General features: G+C 56.0%; 10 protein-coding genes. 4 read left to right on the forward strand and 6 right to left on the reverse strand.

Going from position 1 to position 17,712, the window contains the following annotated elements; translation table 11 throughout:
* The first annotated feature begins 11 nt into the window (after positions 1-11).
* Positions 12-1,001: an L-arabinose ABC transporter permease AraH gene (araH, locus tag G461_RS0108920; RefSeq protein WP_026971574.1), complete on the forward strand. Its 990-nt coding sequence runs from the start codon at positions 12-14 to the stop codon at positions 999-1,001.
* A 70-nt stretch (positions 1,002-1,071) separates the two neighbouring features.
* On the opposite strand, the gene G461_RS0108925 is transcribed toward araH, so the two are convergent.
* The 4 genes from G461_RS0108925 to G461_RS0108940 all read right to left on the reverse strand — a co-directional run bounded on the left by G461_RS0108925 (position 1,072) and on the right by G461_RS0108940 (position 7,111).
* Positions 1,072-1,539, reverse strand: coding sequence for a NanQ anomerase/TabA/YiaL family protein (locus G461_RS0108925; protein ID WP_026971575.1), 468 nt, complete (start codon positions 1,537-1,539; stop codon positions 1,072-1,074).
* 319 nt (positions 1,540-1,858) lie between these two features.
* On the reverse strand, positions 1,859-4,030 hold the full coding sequence (locus G461_RS0108930; protein ID WP_035479894.1) for a CHASE3 domain-containing protein: 2,172 nt from the start codon (positions 4,028-4,030) through the stop codon (positions 1,859-1,861).
* 196 nt (positions 4,031-4,226) lie between these two features.
* Positions 4,227-4,853 carry a 3'-5' exonuclease gene (locus tag G461_RS0108935; protein ID WP_026971577.1) on the reverse strand — a complete coding sequence of 209 codons (627 nt, stop codon included), beginning with the start codon at positions 4,851-4,853 and terminating at the stop codon, positions 4,227-4,229.
* An 86-nt stretch (positions 4,854-4,939) separates the two neighbouring features.
* Positions 4,940-7,111 carry a CHASE3 domain-containing protein gene (locus G461_RS0108940; RefSeq protein ID WP_035479895.1) on the reverse strand — a complete coding sequence of 724 codons (2,172 nt, stop codon included), beginning with the start codon at positions 7,109-7,111 and terminating at the stop codon, positions 4,940-4,942.
* Between the two features lie 643 nt (positions 7,112-7,754).
* Here G461_RS0108940 and G461_RS0108945 point away from each other — a divergent pair.
* The 3 genes from G461_RS0108945 to G461_RS0108955 all read left to right on the forward strand — a co-directional run bounded on the left by G461_RS0108945 (position 7,755) and on the right by G461_RS0108955 (position 16,573).
* Positions 7,755-12,776 (forward strand): 2-oxoacid:acceptor oxidoreductase family protein, encoded by a 5,022-nt coding sequence (locus G461_RS0108945; RefSeq protein ID WP_245587166.1) that lies wholly within the window; start codon positions 7,755-7,757, stop codon positions 12,774-12,776.
* Positions 12,776-15,529 carry a sulfide/dihydroorotate dehydrogenase-like FAD/NAD-binding protein gene (locus G461_RS0108950; RefSeq protein ID WP_026971580.1) on the forward strand — a complete coding sequence of 918 codons (2,754 nt, stop codon included), beginning with the start codon at positions 12,776-12,778 and terminating at the stop codon, positions 15,527-15,529. The genes G461_RS0108945 and G461_RS0108950 overlap by 1 nt, the downstream gene beginning before the upstream one ends.
* Positions 15,530-15,616: 87 nt before the next feature.
* Positions 15,617-16,573 carry a fructosamine kinase family protein gene (locus G461_RS0108955; RefSeq protein WP_026971581.1) on the forward strand — a complete coding sequence of 319 codons (957 nt, stop codon included), beginning with the start codon at positions 15,617-15,619 and terminating at the stop codon, positions 16,571-16,573.
* Here G461_RS0108955 and napF read toward each other — a convergent pair.
* Entirely contained in the window at positions 16,548-17,060 is a 513-nt protein-coding gene (gene napF / locus G461_RS0108960; RefSeq protein ID WP_026971582.1) for a ferredoxin-type protein NapF, read from the reverse strand. The genes G461_RS0108955 and napF overlap by 26 nt on opposite strands.
* The gene (locus G461_RS0108965) at positions 17,053-17,622 is read right to left on the reverse strand and encodes a molecular chaperone TorD family protein (RefSeq protein ID WP_026971583.1); all 570 of its coding nucleotides are present in this window, start codon (positions 17,620-17,622) and stop codon (positions 17,053-17,055) included. Before G461_RS0108965 ends, napF begins: the two co-directional genes overlap by 8 nt.
* Between the last annotated feature and the right edge of the window lie 90 nt (positions 17,623-17,712).

The following is a 17,712-nucleotide window of genomic DNA, read 5'->3' on the forward strand; positions in this document are numbered from 1 at the left end:
GAGGACCCCTTATGTTAGTCACTAACCCTTCCAAAGTACTGGCGCCAAGCCAGAGCAAACACGCCATCAGCTTCTCCGGGATCTGGGAACGCTTTGGCATGCTTATCGTATTTGCAGTGCTGTTCTTGCTGTGCTGCTTGTTTGTCCCCTACTTCGCTACCTTTATCAACATGAAAGGGCTAGGGCTGGCGATCTCCATGAGCGGTATGGTCGCCTGTGCCATGCTATTTTGCCTGGCATGCGGCGATCTGGACCTGTCGGTGGCCTCAGTTATTGCCTGCTCCGGTGTAGTGACGGCCGTGGCAATCAACGCCACCAGCAGCGTAGTGCTGGGCATTGGCGCGGGCCTGCTCTCTGGGGTAGCTTTTGGCCTAATGAATGGCTTTGTCATCGCTAAGCTGCAAATCAATGCCTTAATCACCACTTTAGCGACTATGCAGATTGCGCGCGGCTTGGGCTACATCATCTCCGACGGTAAGGCGGTGGGCATCACCGAAGAGAGCTTTTTCGCATTGGGTAATTCATCGCTGCTTGGGATCCCAACCCCGGTGTGGCTGACCATCGCTACCTTCGCGGTGTTCTCCTTCCTCCTAAACCGCACCGTGTATGGCCGTAACACCCTCGCCATTGGTGGCAATGAGGAGGCGGCACGTTTAGCTGGGGTGAACGTGGTGCGCACCAAGCTCATCATCTTTACCGTATCGGGTTTTATCTCTGCACTAGCTGGAGTAATCTTGGCAGCGCGGATGACCAGTGGCCAACCGATGACCTCGGTGGGTTTTGAGCTGGTAGTGATTTCAGCCTGTGTGCTAGGCGGCGTATCGCTTAAAGGCGGTATCGGCAAGGTTTCCTACGTGGTTGCCGGGGTGTTGATCCTCGGCACCGTCGAGAACGCGATGAACCTGCTAAATATGTCGCCCTTTGCCCAGTACGTGGTGCGCGGTGCCATCTTGCTGGCAGCGGTAATCTTTGATCGCTACAAGCAGAAAGTCAGGGCATAGAAGTACTATTCTGTTGTGAGCAAAAGGCGGCTTCTAGCCGCCTTTTGCAGTTGCGATTGGCGGCAATTAGTTAGTTGTCGAACAATGCCTTCGGGATCTTCACAATCGCTTTGCGAATATTCTGTGGTTTGTCGACCGCGCACAGCGGGCGATGGGGTTGGTTGGGGAAGAACACCGCGAAATCACCCGCACCCAAGGTAACGAACTGCTCCGCGTCTACATCGCTATAGAACTTCACATCGTTTTCCAGATGCTGCAGCTCCAAGTCAGAAGGGTTGAGCTCGTTGGTGTAACCCAACTTCTCTTCGCCGCTTACCAGGATTTGTACATCGATGTATTGCTTGTGGATCTCAGCCTTGCGCACGGCGGTTGGCTCAGTGTCGGCGTGGGTGAGGATCAAGAACGCGTCTTGCTCCGACAACTCATATTTGCCATCGGCCTCGCTCTTGGCCAGTGCCCAGGCTTCGTTGATCAGTTTTTCCATGGTGGGCTGGATATACGCAACCAGTCCCAGTTTCTCTACGTTTCCAAATAGCATACCTATCCCTCTTAGTTTGAATGCACATAAATAAATAGATGTGACCCAGTAACGCACGCGCAAGCACAGGCAAGTAGCCCGCTGGCGATATGTCTCGGTATCGAAGAAAAGCGCTGTATGGTTATCTGGTTCGTCCTATCTACAGTAACGACTCTATCGGTGGTTTATCTTGCAGATGGGTAGCCAAACATAGCGGGGCCAGTATACGCCTGAACCAAGGATGATGCATCAAGCTTTTATAAGCTGTTGTTTATTATGTTTTTTTCAAATAATAAAAGTAAGGCCCCACTATCGCCAGATAGCTGGGGCCGTGTGTTGATTAAACCTTAAACTGATACACCAAGCTCTTCAGCGCCTCGGCTTTGCTGTCCAGCTCGCGCGCTGAGCTGGCGGCTTCGTAAGCTTTGGCATTGGCGCTTTTCGATACCTCAGATACCGACACCACGTGCTGACTGACCACCTGGCTGGCTTGGGATTGCTGCTCGGCGGCGGTGGCGATGCTGTCGATCATGCCGGCGACATCTTGGGCACCGCTGACAATCTCATCCAGGCTGCTGCCCGCTTGCTCGACCAAGGTCAGCCCCTCTTGCACGTGGGCGGTGCCCGACTCCATTTGATTCACCGCTTGGCGGGTTTCGGTTTGAATAAGCTCGATGGATTGGCCTATCTCTTGGGTCGCGCCGGTGGTGCGATCGGCCAGTGCGCGAACCTCGTCCGCAACCACTGCGAAGCCTCGGCCAGCTTCGCCTGCGCGGGCGGCTTCGATGGCGGCGTTAAGGGCCAATAGGTTGGTTTGCTCAGCGATATCGTTAATTACCCGGATAATGGTGCCGATCTGCTCGCTGCGTTTACCTAGCTCGCTAACACTTTCTGAAGAGGCCGATACCGCTTGGTTAATCGAGTTCATCCCATCGATGGTGTTGCGCACCACCTCACCGCCGCTTTGCGCTGTGACGCCTGCATGTTGGGCGCTGGAGGTAGCCTCGGCAGATTTATGGGCGACTTCCTGAATACTGGTGGCCATTTCGTCGATGGAGATAGAGATCTGACCAAACTGGTCGGCTTGTTGCTCCAGCTCCTTGGCCATGCTGTCATTGGCTTGGGAAATGGTCTTGGAGCTAAGTGCCACCTCGTCGGTGGTGCTGAGCACCTCACGCAGCGCATGGTTGGTTTTCTCAACCGCCTGATTGTAGCTCTCGGCCATGCGTCCCAGCTCATCTTGGGAGTTCACCTCGATGGTGGAGGTTAAATCGCCCTTAGCCATTGCCGACAGGCCTTTAGCCACCGCATTGACCGGAACAGTTATCGATTTAAGCACCATCCAAGAGATACCCAGGCCCAACAAAATAGCTATCACGGTGCCAAGGACCATGGCACGATTGCTGTTGGTCACCCCAGCCTCTGCAGTCGCTTGGCGCTGCACCATCAGTCCTTGCTCGATATCGATAAACTCGGCAATCTGCGCACGAAAGCTATCGAAATAGACCTTGCCGCGAGCCTCACCCACCAAGCTGGCCATATCGTTCATGGTTTTAGCATCACCTATCTCGGTGCGCAGCGCGATATTGGGCTCCACCACCTGTGATTGCCACTGGTTGATGGTCTGCTTGATCTCATCGAGCAATTGAACCTGTTGGGGGTTGTCAGACACGGTCTGTTTTTGCTGGGCCACCAGCGCTTCAAACCGCTCACTGCCCTGACGATAAGGGTCGAGAAAGGCGTCTTTGCCTGATAGCAGATAGCCACGCATCCCGGTTTCCATATCTACCGCGGCGGCCAGTATCTCTTGGGCTACGCCGATGACCTTGTAGGTGTGACTCACCCAGCCGCTGGCCTCACTCAGCGAGGCCATGTTTTCCCCTAGCGAGGTGATTTCGTAGTCAGAGATATTGCCGAAGGTCTCCACCGCTTTGAGGATTTCGATGCTGTTGTGGTAATACTCTTGGTTGCTTGAGTATCTGGACTCCAACAACGTTTGCTCACGCTGGATAAAGGTCGCTATCTGGCCACGGAAGGTATCGAAGAACACCTTGCCGCGCGCCTCGCCCACCATGTCGGCAATATCGTCCATGGTTTTGGCATCGCCAATCTCGCGGCGCAGCGCAATGGCAGGCTCGGTGACGTTGTTGACCCAATCGTTGATGGTTTTGTCGATCTCACCGAGGCGCTTAACCTGCGCAGGGTTATCGCTAACCGTTTGCTGTAGCTGGCGCACCTGTTGACCGAAACGCTGCCGACCACCATTGTAGGGCTCAAGGAACGCCTCTTTGCCTGCCAGCAGGTAGCCACGCATCCCGGTTTCCATATCCACCGCCGCGGCTTCGATTTGCAACGCTTGCTGAATGACCTTGTAGGTATGATCGACCATCTGATTGGATGCGACCTGACGGTTGGCACTGCTGATGGCAACGATGGACAGTACCAGTATCAGCAACAGGGGGATCCCTGTTCCCAAGCTCAATTTCAGTGCAATTGACAGTCTCGAAAACATACAACCTCCCTGTTGTATCTTGGCTGAAACCCTTACAACAGGGATTCGGCTCAGAATTTGATGTTTTGTTGATTACAAAACTAGTTATAGACCGATTTGATAATGAGAAGGAGGGAATTCACACATACTGTGAACATGCAAAGCATGTTTGCCTCGCATGGACGATTTAGTGTCAGATTTCTTTACAGGGAATGCTCTACACCCGAACAACCGACTGCTTATCCAGCCACGCGGGAACTTGCTTTTTCGGCCGCTTGGCTAAGGCCATCATCAGCTCAATCGAGGGAGTGACGTCGGGATAGGCTTGCTCGATCTGCTCTAGCATCGCTAGCCACACCTGTGCGGTCATCTGAGCATCGAACAAGGCGCGGTGATATTGGCCGTCGTGGTCGATGCCTAAGTAGTCCACCAAGGTGCCCAACTTGTGATTGGGGGCATCGGGTAGCAATCGACGTGCGGTTAGCAATGAGCATAACGCTGGCGAGTTGCAGCTTAGCCCAATACGCGCAAATTCACCGTTCAAGAACTTCATATCGAAGCTGGCGTTGTGTGCCAACAGCGGCGTATCGCCAATGAACTGGTAGAACTCTCCCATCACCTGCTCACAGGGCGCAGCACTACTGAGCATCTCATTGCTGATACCGGTGTAGCTCTCGATAAAGCTGTTTACCCGGCGGCCAGGATTCATCAAGGCCTGAAACTCGTCCACAACTTGGCCCCGTTGCAGTTTTACCGCCGCGATTTCGATGGCCCGGTCACCTTGGTCAGGCGACAGGCCAGTGGTTTCGAAGTCGAGAACAATCAGTGAATTTGCCGCAGTCATTACGCGCCTTTAGCTGGAGTTAATCGGCCGGCAATGCTATCACAAGCCGGAAGCAAAGCGCATTATCGTCACTTAGATGTACGAGCTCAGACCTTAAACTGATAGACCATTTCTTTGAGGGAAGCGGCCATATTGTCTAACTCTTTAGCAGCGCCTGCAGCCTGGTTAGCTTTGGCGTTGGCATTGCTGCACACGTGCGACACTTGCTCAATGTTTTGACTCACGACTTGGCTAGCTTGTGATTGTTCCTCCGCGGCAGTGGCAATGCTATCGATCATGCCCGCCACATCATGCGAGCCACTGACGATATCATTTAAGCTTCCCCCCGCTTGCTCAACCAGTACCAAGCCATTCTGGACATGGTCACTGCCGCAGGTCATTTGCTTCACCGCACAACGCGTCTGCTCTTGTATTTGCTCGATCGACAGGCTTATCTCTTGGGTTGCAGAGCTAGTACGATCGGCTAGCGCCCGCACTTCTTCCGCGACCACCGCAAAACCGCGTCCAGCCTCCCCCGCGCGCGCAGCTTCAATAGCGGCATTTAATGCCAGTAGGTTAGTCTGCTCAGCAATACCACTAATTACCTGTACAATATCGCCAATCTGCTCGCTGCGAGTAACTAACTCACTCACACTCTCTGATGATGCAGATACCGCCTGATTGATCTCGTTCATCCCCTCGATCGTGTCGCGCACAACACTCCCCCCGGTTTGCGCGGTTTCTCCGGCAGATTGGGCACTAGAGGTTGCTTCTGCTGATTTCAGCGCAACCTCTTGAATACTGGATGCCATCTGGTCGATGGATACGGAGATCTGACTGAATTGCTCGGTCTGCTGTTCTAACTCTTGCGCCATAGACTCATTCGCTTGGGATATGGACTTGGAGCCCTGCGCAACATTGTCGGTGGTGCGCAACACTTGGCGCATCGCTTGGTTGGTTTTGTTCACGGCTTGATTGTAACTGTCGGCCATTCGCCCCAACACATCACGTGATTTCACTTCAATGCTGGCGGTAAGATCTCCCTGCGCCATTGAGGCCAGTCCACTGGCAACAGCATTAACCGGCACGGTGATAGAGCGAAGTACCAAGTAAAAGGTGAGACAACCTAGCAAGATAGCCAACAACGAGCCCAATAGCATCGCGCGATTGCTGTTGGTTAGCTCTGCCTCGGCAACGGCTCTGCGCTGCTCCATCCGCACTTGCTCAGCAGCGATAAACTCACTACTTTGTTGGCGAAAGTGATCAAAATAGACTCGACCACGTGCCTCTCCCACCAGCCGCGCCATGTCATTCATCGATTTAGCATCGCCAATCTCAGAGCGCAGCAAAATGTTTGAGTCGACAACTTGCCGCTGCCATTGAACCAGTGATTGCTCCATTTCCTCTAAAAGCTGCAGCTGCTCGGGAGCATCAGCCATCACTTTCCGAAGGTATTCCAGCGATTCATCAAAGCTATCCTCCCCGTCGTAATAGGGCTCCAGAAAGTCACCATCGCCTGAGAGCATGTAGCCACGCATACCATTTTCCATGTTAAGCACCGCAACAAGTAGCGAGTCTGCCTCGGCAATCGACTGATAGGTATGCCAGACCTGCGCGCCTGCATCATTCAATGAATCAAGATTCTCGCTTAGCGCACCTATTTCGTAATCGGAGATGTCACCAAAGGCTATCACCGCCTCTAAGATCTGATTGCTGTTGTAATAGAACTCACTATTGGCCTGTTGACGCTGGCTCAGTGCTACTTTCTCGCGGCGTACAAACTCATCAAGTTTGCTGGTAATCGCATCGATAAACACTTTGCCATGAGCTTGTGCTATCACGTCAGCCACATCGTCCATAGTCTTCGCGTGATCAACGGCTCTGCGCAAGGTAATTGCTGGCTTGCTCTCCTCCTCCAACCAACGTTGGATAGCTCCCTCCATCTCGGCGAGACGCGCCAGTTGCTCGGGATCGTCACTGACCATCCCTGAAAGCGATTCTATTAAGTCAAAAAAAACTTCCAGGCCGTCGTTGTAGGGCTCCAGGAAACGCCTCTCCCCTGCCAGCAAATAGCCTCGCATGCCCGTTTCCATATTGATTGCTGCGGCTTCTAAACGCATAGCCTGCTCGACAACATGTTGGGCTTGTGCCACATGCTGGTTCGTGACCATTTGGTGATTGGCGCTATTGACCGATACCAACGACAATACCATCAGCAACAACAACGGTATTCCTGTACCTACAGCGAGCTTACTTGCAACCGATAACTTCTGAAACATCGCAATTTCCTCCATGAAATCTTCTACATCCGTTGCCGTTATTCGATAAACACCAGACAAGATGAACACTTTTTGCACACCCCTTATACAGGCTAGCTGCAACAGCTTGCATATTTAACAGTAAAGACTGTGATCAAGCTTGCTGTAGAGTCGCAACCCACCCATAAAACTGATAGGTAATTAACTTTAAATTCAGCTACTTAAATAACAATAAAATTGATATAAAAAGCTCAGAGGAACGACTGACATTGCCCTTGGTTATAACCAAATGGAACGATGGAGTACCTGAAATGAGAATGCGCTACCACCTTACACACACCGCGAAATCACTCAGCGGGTTTTACATGAAAGCAGGTGCGTTAACACTTGCTCAAATACTCACTGGTAGGATTAGTTAAACACACAAAATTAGTGTGTGTTTTTGTGAAGGCGGGTACAAGCTGGGCTGGACATTTCGTGTACTATTTTAGCAATAACTGTAGGCCTGTCTGACTAACGTAGTATCTGTGCTCAATGGCTTTTTCGGTACTGCTTGGAAGACGGGCGTTTGTCATTTGTTGTAAGCCATTAAACAGGCCGCGCATCGACTAAAACCGTCAAAGAATCGGTGTTTATGCGCATTCGCCAAGGAGAGTAGTACGCTATGCTAGAGACACATGCAAATACCGGATCCCCTGAACAGTCTTCCCAAAACGATAATCTCATTTCCTCTACCGACACCCCTAAGTACACTGGCACCGACACCGTAATCCACGGTAATGGCGCAGTTGCCCATGTGATGTCGCAGGTATGTGGCGGTGTAATTGGCTATCCCATCACCCCCTCCACCGAGATCTCCGAGCTCTACGAAGCCTTCCGCGCCCAAGGCGGCTGCAACGTGTGGGGCGAGCATCCGTTTTTCTTCGAGCCAGAGGGTGAACACTCGGCGCAAAGTGGTGCGCTTGGCGCGGTGTTAACCGGCGGCAAGTACATCTCCAATGCCTCCTCCAGCCAAGGGGTGCTGTACGGACTGGAATCGCACTACGTTACCGTGGGTAAGAAAGCCGCCGGCTTTGTGCTGCAAGTTGCCGCGCGCTCGGTTTCACGCCACTCTCTGAATGTGATGGCCGGGCACGACGATATCTACGCCCTGCTCTCAGCGGGCTACACCACCTTATTTGCCAGCAATGCCCAGCAAGCGGCCGACTTAGCCGCCATCTCTTACCGGGTCAGCGCGCTGTCGCTGATCCCAGTGGCCAACACCATGGATGGCTTTGCCACCAGCCATATTCAAAGCGAGGTGAAGCTACCCGAGCCTGCGTTGCTGCAAGAGTACTTGGGCGACCCGAGCTCGCGCATCCCCGCCCCCAGCGAAGCCCAGCGCATGCTCTACGGCGCCAAAGGTCGGGTATGGCAGCTGCAGCAGTTTATCGACAAGTACCGCGACCAGTTCTGGCCAGAGCAAGCCGCCAAGCTGGCGGCCTACCTCACCGAGCATGACGCGATTGAGCAAGACAGCCAAGCCGCGCTTATTGAGCCCACCTTGGCCTTTGTGCCTGAGCAGCTACATGCCCGCTGGCAGCGCGCCTGGAAGAACGCTTACGAGAAAGGCACGCGTCAGCTAGTGCCCGCGCTGGTCGACCCGCATAACCCGGGCCTAACCGGCGGGGTGCAAAACCAACCGGATTATCAAGCCGGTATCGTCGATCATCGCGCCCACTTCCAAAGCGATGTGCCGCGCTTTATCGAGCAAGCGATGGCTGAATATGGTGCCCTCACCGGCCGCCACTACAGCCCGGTAATGGACTATCGCTGCGACGATGCCGACTATGTGCTGATTGGCCTGGGCTCGGTCACCGACGACGCCGAAGCCGTGGCCGACTACCTGCGCGAGCAAGGCCAAAAGGTCGGGGTTATCTCCATCAAACAGCTACAGCCCTTCCCCGCCGCACAGCTGGTAGAAAAGCTGGCAGGCAAACGCGCCATCACGGTGCTGGAGCGCTGCGATGAAACCCGCCTGACCGCGCGAGTCTCCGGCGCACTGTTTAAGGCGCTGGAGAATAACAGCAACCCTCGCCACAAAGACATTCCAGCGCTGAGTGAGTTGCCGACTCTGAGCACCGGTGTATTCGGCCTGGGCGGACACGACCTGCAGCCGCGCCACCTGATTGCGGCCTTTAGCAACATGATGAGCGAGCAGGCCAAGCCGTTCTTCTATCTGGGCAGCCAGTTCTTTGATGAGCAAGCCCAAGGCCAGCTTAAACTGGTACAACAGCGCCTGCGTGAGGCCTACCCTGACACCGAGATGATGGCGCTGGAGACCGGCGACAACCCGAACCTACTGCCTGACGATGCCATGCGGGTGCGCTTCCACTCGGTGGGCGGCTACGGCACCATCGCCACCGGTAAGTTACTCACCGACATCCTCTCTGGCGCGCTGGGGCTGCACTCTAAATCCATGCCGAAATACGGCTCGGAGAAAAGCGGTGCACCGACCAACTTCTTTATCACCCTATCGCCCGAGCCAATCAAGCTGACCAACGCTGAGCTGTTGGATGTGGAAGTGGTGCTCTCTCCCGACCACAAGGTGTTTATGCACACCAACCCTCTGGCCGGGCTGCGCGACAACGGCACCTTTATCCTGCAAACCCACCACACCCCTGAGCAGGTATGGCAGGAGCTACCAGCCGCTGCGCGCGAGACCATCCGCAGCAAGAATATCGACTTCTTTATTGTTGATGCCTTCAAAGTAGCCAAGCAGCATGCTCCCTCACCGGATCTGGAGATCCGTATGATGGGTATCGCCTTTATTGGTGCGCTGTGTGGCCATGCCCGTCAGGTCACCCACGGCAGCGATGCCAGCCAGATGCTGGAGCGGATCAGCCAGCAGATTAACAAGAAGTTTGGCGCCAAAGGCGAGAAGGTGGTGGCCGGTAATATGGCGGTGATCCGCGACGGTATCGCCGCAACCATGAAGGTGGACTATCAGGCCTTTGCCGATGCTCCCACAGCGACCAACGGCTCTGTAACGCTAGCAGCCCAAGCCAAGAACAGCGCCAGCTGCGGCCTGTTCGACCAAGAGTACTTCGATAACATCGCCGGTCAGCGCTATGCCGATGGCTCTATTGGCGAAGCGCCAGTGCTACCGGGCGCGGGGATGTTTATGCCACCCGCCAGTGCGGTCACCAAAGACAAGGGCTTGTTCCGCCTCAATGTGCCCGCCTTCGACCCGGATAAATGTACCGGCTGTATGGAGTGCACCATCGCCTGTCCCGACGGCGCTATTCCCAACGCGGTCCACGAGCTACGCGATGTGCTGGGCTATGCCGCCCAGCAGTTGATTTTGCCGCCCGCGCAAAGCGAGCAGCTAAAAGCCCAGCTACCAAGCTTGGTAGACGCCGTACGCCACAGCTACCGCTCGGCAGCCAAAGACGAAGCCCTGCCGCTTAGCCAAGCGGTGCGTCGCGCCGGCGAGCAAACCAGCCTCGACCCACTGCTGCAGCAACAGCTGCCAACACTCAGTGGCATTGTCGATAGCCTGCCCATGGCCCGCACCAAGCCTTTCTTCGATGCCATGGAAGCGTCCATACCCGGTAGTGGCGGCTTGTTCTCGGTCAGTGTTGATCCGGCCAAGTGCAGCGGCTGTATGGAATGTGTCGATGTGTGCGGCCCCAATGCACTGAGCAAAGTGCGCCAAAGCAGCATCCTCAACGAGCAGATGAAGCAAAGCTTCCAGACGCTGAACAACCTCCCGGCCACCCCTGCCCGCTTTGTTGAGCCGGGGCTAAGTCAGCCGGCCGAGGCCAAGCGCCTGCTGCTAGATCGCGAGAACTACTACGCCATGAGCGCCGGGCACGGTGCCTGTCGCGGCTGTGGCGAGGTCACCGCCCTGCGCCTGGTCACCTCGGTCAATCGTGCCCTGCAACAGCAACGCTATCAGCACCACACCACGCAACTGGAGCAAACCTTAGAGCAGCTACAAAGCAAGCGTGAGCAATGCGCGGCTGATGCTAGCCGCCAGCAGCGCATCGATGACACCATCTCCCTGCTAGAGCAACGTCTATACCAGTTCGAGCATGGCCCCAGCGGCAATGGCCCGGCCAGCGCGCTGATTGCCAACGCCACCGGCTGTAGCAGCGTTTATGCCTCCACCTTCCCTTCAAACCCCTACCACGACCCATGGGTAAACAGCCTGTTCCAAGACACTCCGGCAGTGGCCAAGGGCCTGTTTGAAGGTGAAGCCGCCAACCAACTGGCGCAAATCAAGGCGCTTCGAGTGGCCAAGCTAGAGCTCGAAGACATGTACCAAAGCGAGGTGCACGACCGCCAGCTACGTTACCTGCAGTGGAACCAACTGTCGGAGCAAGAGCTAGCGCTGCTGCCAACGGTATTCAGTATTGGCGGCGATGGCGCCACCTACGATATCGGCTTTGGCGCGCTGTCGCGGCTGCTCACCACCTCTACCCCCATCAAGGTGGTGGTGCTGGATACCGGCAGCTACTCCAATACCGGCGGGCAGGCCTCCACCGCCAGCTTTACCGCGCAAGACTCTGATCTAAGCCGGGTCGGCGCAGCCCATAGCGGTAAGCAGGAGGCGCGTAAAGAGCTGGGCATTATCGCCAGCTTCCACCCGAAAGTGTTGGTGGTGCAAACCTCCACCGCCCTGCAGGGCCACTTTATGGGCAACCTGATGAACTACCTCAACTATCAGCAAGGCCCAGCGCTGTTCGATGTGTACACGCCGTGTATGGGCGAGCACGGTATCGCCGATGACGCCAGCACCCGCCACTCGCGCCTGGCAGTTGAGAGCCGGATGAATCCGGTGTTTGTCCACGACCCACGCCAAGGCAGCAGCCTGGCCGAACGACTGTCGCTGGACGGCAACCCCGAGCAAACCCAAGACTGGGCAAGCCACACCCTGAGCTACCTTGATGATGACGGGATGACCGAGCTGAAAACCGTGCCCTTTACCCCGGCCGATTTCGCGCTCTACGAAGGTCGCTTTAAAAAGCACTTCCGCCCCCTCAAGCAGGATGAGCAAGCTTGTGAGCTAGCCAGTTATCTCGCCCAAGATAGTGAGCAGCGCGGCAGCCAAACACCGTTTATCTGGGCGGTTAACAAGCAGCGCAAGCTCAGCCAATTAGCGGTATCGCCAAGCATTATCGCCCTGTGTGAAGAGCGCCTTCGCAACTGGCGGATGCTGCAATACCTCTCCGGCCAGTATCGCGCCCAGCTCGAGCAAGGCTTTAAAGCTGAAATCGCTCAGTGGCAGCAGCGCTACCAGCAAGCGGTTGATACCAACGAGCAAACCATCGAGTCGGTGGCCAATGGCCTGGCCGAGCTGGCTTTGACCAGTGGCTCGTCAGCGGCAATCCCCGTTACTCAGCTAGACGCCTCGCCAAGCGCGGCCCAGCCGGCCAGCGATGCGCCAGTAGTGGCGATTGCCGACGAACAGCAGGCCCAATGCACCGATTGCAAGACCTGCTATCAGCAGCTACCGCAGCTGTTTGAGAAGACCACCATTGTGGTCGATGGCGAGGCGAAAACCGTGAGCCGCGTGCTGCCTGCGGCCGAGAGCGTTGCGCTCAGCGATGAGCTGGCCTCTCAGCTCATCCGGGTGGCCGATGAGTGCGATGCTGAGATCATCAGCGTCAACCTGGTCCAAACTGCAGAGGAGAGCGCCTAATGACTATCGCTTTGTCGCCTGCTCAGCAGAGCCTGCTAGAACAGCAGATGGCGCAAAACCCACAGCGCTTCCAGCAGCTATTGCTCGATGAGAGCCAAGCACTTATTCGCAGCGCCATGAAACGCGGCCAGCTCAGTGGCGAGTTCACCCACAAGCTGTGGGAGCTGCTGCTCAAGGGAGATGCTCTGAGCACCGCCTTGCAGCGCTATATCTGGCGGATCCCGCTCAAGCAAAAGCGCCACTTTATCCAGGCGCTGGATAAGCACTTATCGGCGCGTTATCCGATGTTTAGCGGGCTGTCGCAAGGCTGGCCCGGCGCCAACAACATCCCACCCTACGTGCGCCCCGCCGCCGAGCGTAGCCGCGATTTCGACTTAGTCAGTCAAGGCTACTTGGGTTATATGGGGCTGGGCTACAGCCTGCGTGAGGTAGAGCTGTTTGTCTGGCTGGAGGTGCTGCGCGATCGCCAATGTGAAGACCGCCCCTGCGAGCTGGGGGTATCTCGCTGTGAGTCCGGCGATAAGCAAGACGCCGAGACCGAAGGCGGCTGCCCGGTGAAGATCCATATCCCGCAGGCGCTAAATCTGATGGGTGAAGGCCGCTTTAGCGAGGCCTTTGAGCTTATTCGCGATGCCAACCCGCTGCCCAATGTAACCGGCCGAGTGTGCCCGCAAGAGCTGCAATGCCAAGGCGTGTGCACCCATAACGAACGGCCGATTGAGATTGGCCAGTTGGAGTGGTTCCTGCCGCAACGCGAGCGTGAGCTGGCCAGTGCGAAAGGTGCAGCGGAGGCCTGCTGTGATGACTACCTCAATCCGTGGCAACGCGCCGACAACCCCCCGGTAGCAATTGTCGGCTCCGGCCCGTCGGGTCTGATTAACGCCTACCTGCTGGCCAAGGCCGGTTATCCGGTGACGGTGTTCGAGGCCTTCCATGTGCTCGGCGGGGTGCTGCGCTACGGCATCCCCGAGTTCCGCCTACCGAATCAACTGATTGATGATGTGGTGGAGAAGATCAAACAGCTCGGCGGACGCTTTGTCACCAACTACATCGTCGGCAAAACCGCCACCTTGCAAGACCTCAAGCAAGCGGGCTTTAGCCGCATCTTTGTCGGCACCGGCGCGGGGCTGCCGCGCTTTATGAATGTGCCCGGCGAGCATCTGCTCAACATTATGTCGGCCAACGAGTTCCTCACCCGCATCAACCTGATGCACGCCAACCTCGAGGAATTTGAAACGCCAATGCCCGAGATGCGCGATAAACAGGTAATGGTGATCGGTGGCGGCAATACCGCCATGGATGCCGCCCGTACCGCCCGCCGCTTGGGCGCCAACGTGACCATCGTTTATCGACGCACCGAGCAAGAGATGCCAGCGCGGGTCGAAGAGCTGCACCACGCCTTTGAAGAAGGCATTCAGCTCAAAGAGCTGCGCTCACCCTGTGAGTTCCATGGCGACAAACAGCATCTGCTCAGCAGCGCCACCTTAGAGGTGATGACCCTCGGAGAGCCGGATGCCTCGGGCCGCCGCCGCCCGCAAGCCAGTGGCGAGCAAGAGCTGATGAAGGTCGACTTCGCCATTATGGCGCTGGGTAACAGCTCCAACCCGATTGTGAAAGATGCCAACCCGGATCTAAACACCTCCAAGTGGGGCACGCTGGAGCTTAACCAAGGCTCCCAGCAGACCTCGGTGGCCGGCGTTTACAGTGGCGGCGACGCAGCGCGTGGCGGGGCTACCGCCATTAAAGCGGCCAGCGATGGTCAGGCGGCCGCCCATGAGATGATTGCCCTGCCCGCGTTTAACGCCAAGGAGTTGGCCGATCTGGTCACCCGCGCCAGCCACTACACCGAGCTGGGTCAAAGTAAACCCACCATCGTGGGCAGGCGTCAGCTCACCGAAGAGATCGTCGAGTTCACCATCAATGCCCCACTGATTGCCCAATCGGCCACGCCGGGACAGTTTGTGCGAGTACTGGCGAGTGAGAAAGGCGAGCTGATCCCGCTCACGCTAGCAGACTGGGACGCCAAGGTCGGGACCATTCAACTGGTGGTACAGGGCCTTGGCAGCAGCTCGAAAATCATCAACAAGCTGCAGCAAGGTGATGAGTTGGCAGCCGTCGCCGGCCCCTTGGGCCAAGCCAGTGCGGTGCATCCACAAGGCGATAAGCAGGTGGTGTTCTGCGCCGGTGGCGTTGGCCTGCCCGCCGCTCACCCCATCGTGCGTGCTCATCTGGCACTGGGTAACAAGGTCACCCTCATCAGCGGCTTCCGCGGCAAGGCCCAGCGTTTTTGGACCGAGCCGGGCGATAAAGTCGAGAACCTGCGCGAGGCCTTCCCCGGCCAGTTCAACGTTATCTACACCAGTAACGATGGCAGCTTTGGCACTAAAGGCTTTGTTACCACGCCGCTGGAAGAGATGCTCAAACAGCAAGCGAGTGGCAAAGGCGAGCCCATCGCCGAGGTGATCACCATCGGACCACCTCTAATGATGCGCGCGGTCAGCGATCTTACCAAGGACTACCAAGTGCCCTGTGTGGCCAGCCTTAACTCCATCATGGTGGATGCCACCGGCATGTGTGGTGCGTGTATGGTGCCAATCGTTGAGAACGGCAAGCTGGTGCGCAAACACGCCTGTATCGATGGGCCTGAGCTGGATAGCCACTTGATTGACTGGGATAAGTTCCTGCCGCGCTTTAACCAGTTCAAACCACAGGAGCGCGATAGCCAGATCAGCCATCGCTTTATTGAGGAGTAAACGGGGATAAGGAGCGGAAGTGGGAGAGCTCGGCTCTCCCGCTATAAAGCGTGTTAGTCTAAAGATCGACAACTGGAGCGAAGCAACATGCAACTCTCGCCAGCTTACTGGGACAAACTGCAACAGACACTCCAATCCGAGTTAGACCTTGATATCCCCAAACTCAGCGCTCAGCCAATTGCAGGTGGTGATATCCACACCGCCTTTCGGATATTCGGTGCCGATGAGCGCAGCTGGTTTATCAAGCTCAATCAAGATGACCATCTGGCGATGCTGCAAGCCGAGGTGGCGGGCCTACAAGCGCTCGACGCCGTTGCCGCGATCCGCGTTCCCAAGGTCGTTGGATGCGGCCGCTGTGAACGCTTAGCCTATTTGGTGATGGAGTATCTGTCGCTAAGCCATGCCGGCGATGAACAGCGCTTGGGCGAAGCGCTGGCTAACTTACATAAGGCGTCACTCAAGCACAGCGAGCTGCGCCGTAGTTTAGAGCTGGGCCGTGGTGTTGAGCTACGCTATGGCTTTGCGCAGGACAACTTTATCGGCCTCACAGCTCAAGCTAACCAACCTTCTAACAACTGGCAGCAATTTTGGCTGCAGCAGCGTCTGCTGCCACAGCTCGAGCTAGCCTACCGCAATGGCTTTGCCGATCCGCTGCGCGAGCACGCTAAACCCTTGATTCCCGCGGTTGAGCAGCTACTAGCTGAGCATCGTCCTGCCGGTGTGTTGTTGCATGGCGATCTGTGGAGTGGCAATAAAGGCTTTGTGGCAGTGGATGGCGACAAAGTGCCAGTGCTATTCGACCCGGCCTGCTATTACGGTGATCGGGAAACAGATTTGGCCATGACCGAGCTATTCGGCGGATTCTCGCCTGCCTTCTACCAAGGTTATCAAACGGTTTGGCCACTGGAGCCTGACTATCCACTGCGTAAACCCATCTATCAGCTCTATCATCTGCTTAATCACCTGAACCTGTTCGGTGGCGGATATCTGAATCAGGTTGTGAGTTGTATGGCGCAGATTAAGGCACAAAGCCCATCGCGATAGCGCCCACCGGACATTGGCTGCGACACTGCCCACAGCCATTACAGCGAGTGGTATCCAGCGTTGGCAGCTCGTCGCCTTCCACGCTGATGGCCGCCTGCGGGCAAGCGCTAACACAGCGCTGGCACTCGATACCGATGTAGTTATTGCAGATATTGGCGAAGTTCGGCGCAAGATTGATGTTTATCTCCACCGAGGGATGCAGGGCCTGACTGGGGCAAGCCTCAACGCAGTTGCCACACAGCGAACACTCGCCGTAATCGAGGTTAAGCTGAGCCCGCTGCTCACGTAGCTCAATAACCCGATTGGGACACACCGACTGGCATTCACCGCAACCATCACACAGCCGCTGAAACAATAGCTCGTCCACCGCACGCGGCGGCCTTGGGGCGCTGCGCGGTGTGGGTACGGGCGCCTCGCTGGCCGCTTTAACCGGTTTGCCGAGTTTGGAGAACAAGGCGCGGCGACTGGTGTTGATGGCTTCAGGCATCGCTGTAGATCCGGCGCTCAGCTATCTGCCACTGTTCGCTGGCACTTAACTGCTCTAACCAATGAGCAACATCAAAGGCCAACGCGGCATAGAAGGTATTTAGTGATTGGCTTTGCATCAGGGCCAGGTAATTAAATGCCCAAGGCAGAAAATGGGTTTCCATTAACTCCGATGCGGCCGAGGGGACATTGTTTTCTAATAAGTAAGCGTAGGCCAACAGCATTAAACCGAATTGATCTTCCGGCTCGCGCAGCCCGCTATCTAAGCTAAGCGCTTGCTCTTGTAAAAACTGCCGATACTCCAAGGTCGATGCGCCAAACACCACCCGCTCACGGTCTAAATATACCGAGCCCCACGGCGGCACTGGCATATCGCCAAGCCCTTCAAATAACAAGGAAAAGTCGTGTGTTAGCTGGGTTTCATCGTGAGCATAGAGGGCATCTAAGGTGGCGCGGCTCAGCACCTTATCATCGACCAAAGCCCCCACCATAAGCAGCAGCTGCGCCTTGCTGTGAGGCTTATAAAACAGGCTACCAATAATCTTGGCCGTATCGATAATCATTTACGATTCCGCCATTTGCCATTATCTGGAGAATATCTAAACCAGCCTAGCGCGTTGGCCCGCTAATTCTATGGGATGTTTCACACTTTG

Origin of the sequence: Aliagarivorans marinus DSM 23064 (assembly GCF_000429485.1) — a bacterium.
GTDB classification, from domain to species: Bacteria; Pseudomonadota; Gammaproteobacteria; order Enterobacterales; family Celerinatantimonadaceae; genus Aliagarivorans; species Aliagarivorans marinus.

Bases quoted from the DNA above. Each gene is read 5' to 3' on its own strand.
- G461_RS0108950 (WP_026971580.1), top strand. From the start codon at position 12,776: ATGACTATCGCTTTGTCGCCTGCTCAGCAGAGCCTGCTAGAACAGCAG.
- G461_RS0108930 (WP_035479894.1), bottom strand. From the start codon at position 4,030: ATGTTTTCGAGACTGTCAATTGCACTGAAATTGAGCTTGGGAACAGGG.
- G461_RS0108940 (WP_035479895.1), bottom strand. From the start codon at position 7,111: ATGTTTCAGAAGTTATCGGTTGCAAGTAAGCTCGCTGTAGGTACAGGA.
- G461_RS0108935 (WP_026971577.1), bottom strand. From the start codon at position 4,853: ATGACTGCGGCAAATTCACTGATTGTTCTCGACTTCGAAACCACTGGC.
- G461_RS0108965 (WP_026971583.1), bottom strand. From the start codon at position 17,622: ATGATTATCGATACGGCCAAGATTATTGGTAGCCTGTTTTATAAGCCT.
- G461_RS0108925 (WP_026971575.1), bottom strand. From the start codon at position 1,539: ATGCTATTTGGAAACGTAGAGAAACTGGGACTGGTTGCGTATATCCAG.
- napF (WP_026971582.1), bottom strand. From the start codon at position 17,060: ATGCCTGAAGCCATCAACACCAGTCGCCGCGCCTTGTTCTCCAAACTC.
- araH (WP_026971574.1), top strand. From the start codon at position 12: ATGTTAGTCACTAACCCTTCCAAAGTACTGGCGCCAAGCCAGAGCAAA.
- G461_RS0108955 (WP_026971581.1), top strand. From the start codon at position 15,617: ATGCAACTCTCGCCAGCTTACTGGGACAAACTGCAACAGACACTCCAA.
- G461_RS0108945 (WP_245587166.1), top strand. From the start codon at position 7,755: ATGCTAGAGACACATGCAAATACCGGATCCCCTGAACAGTCTTCCCAA.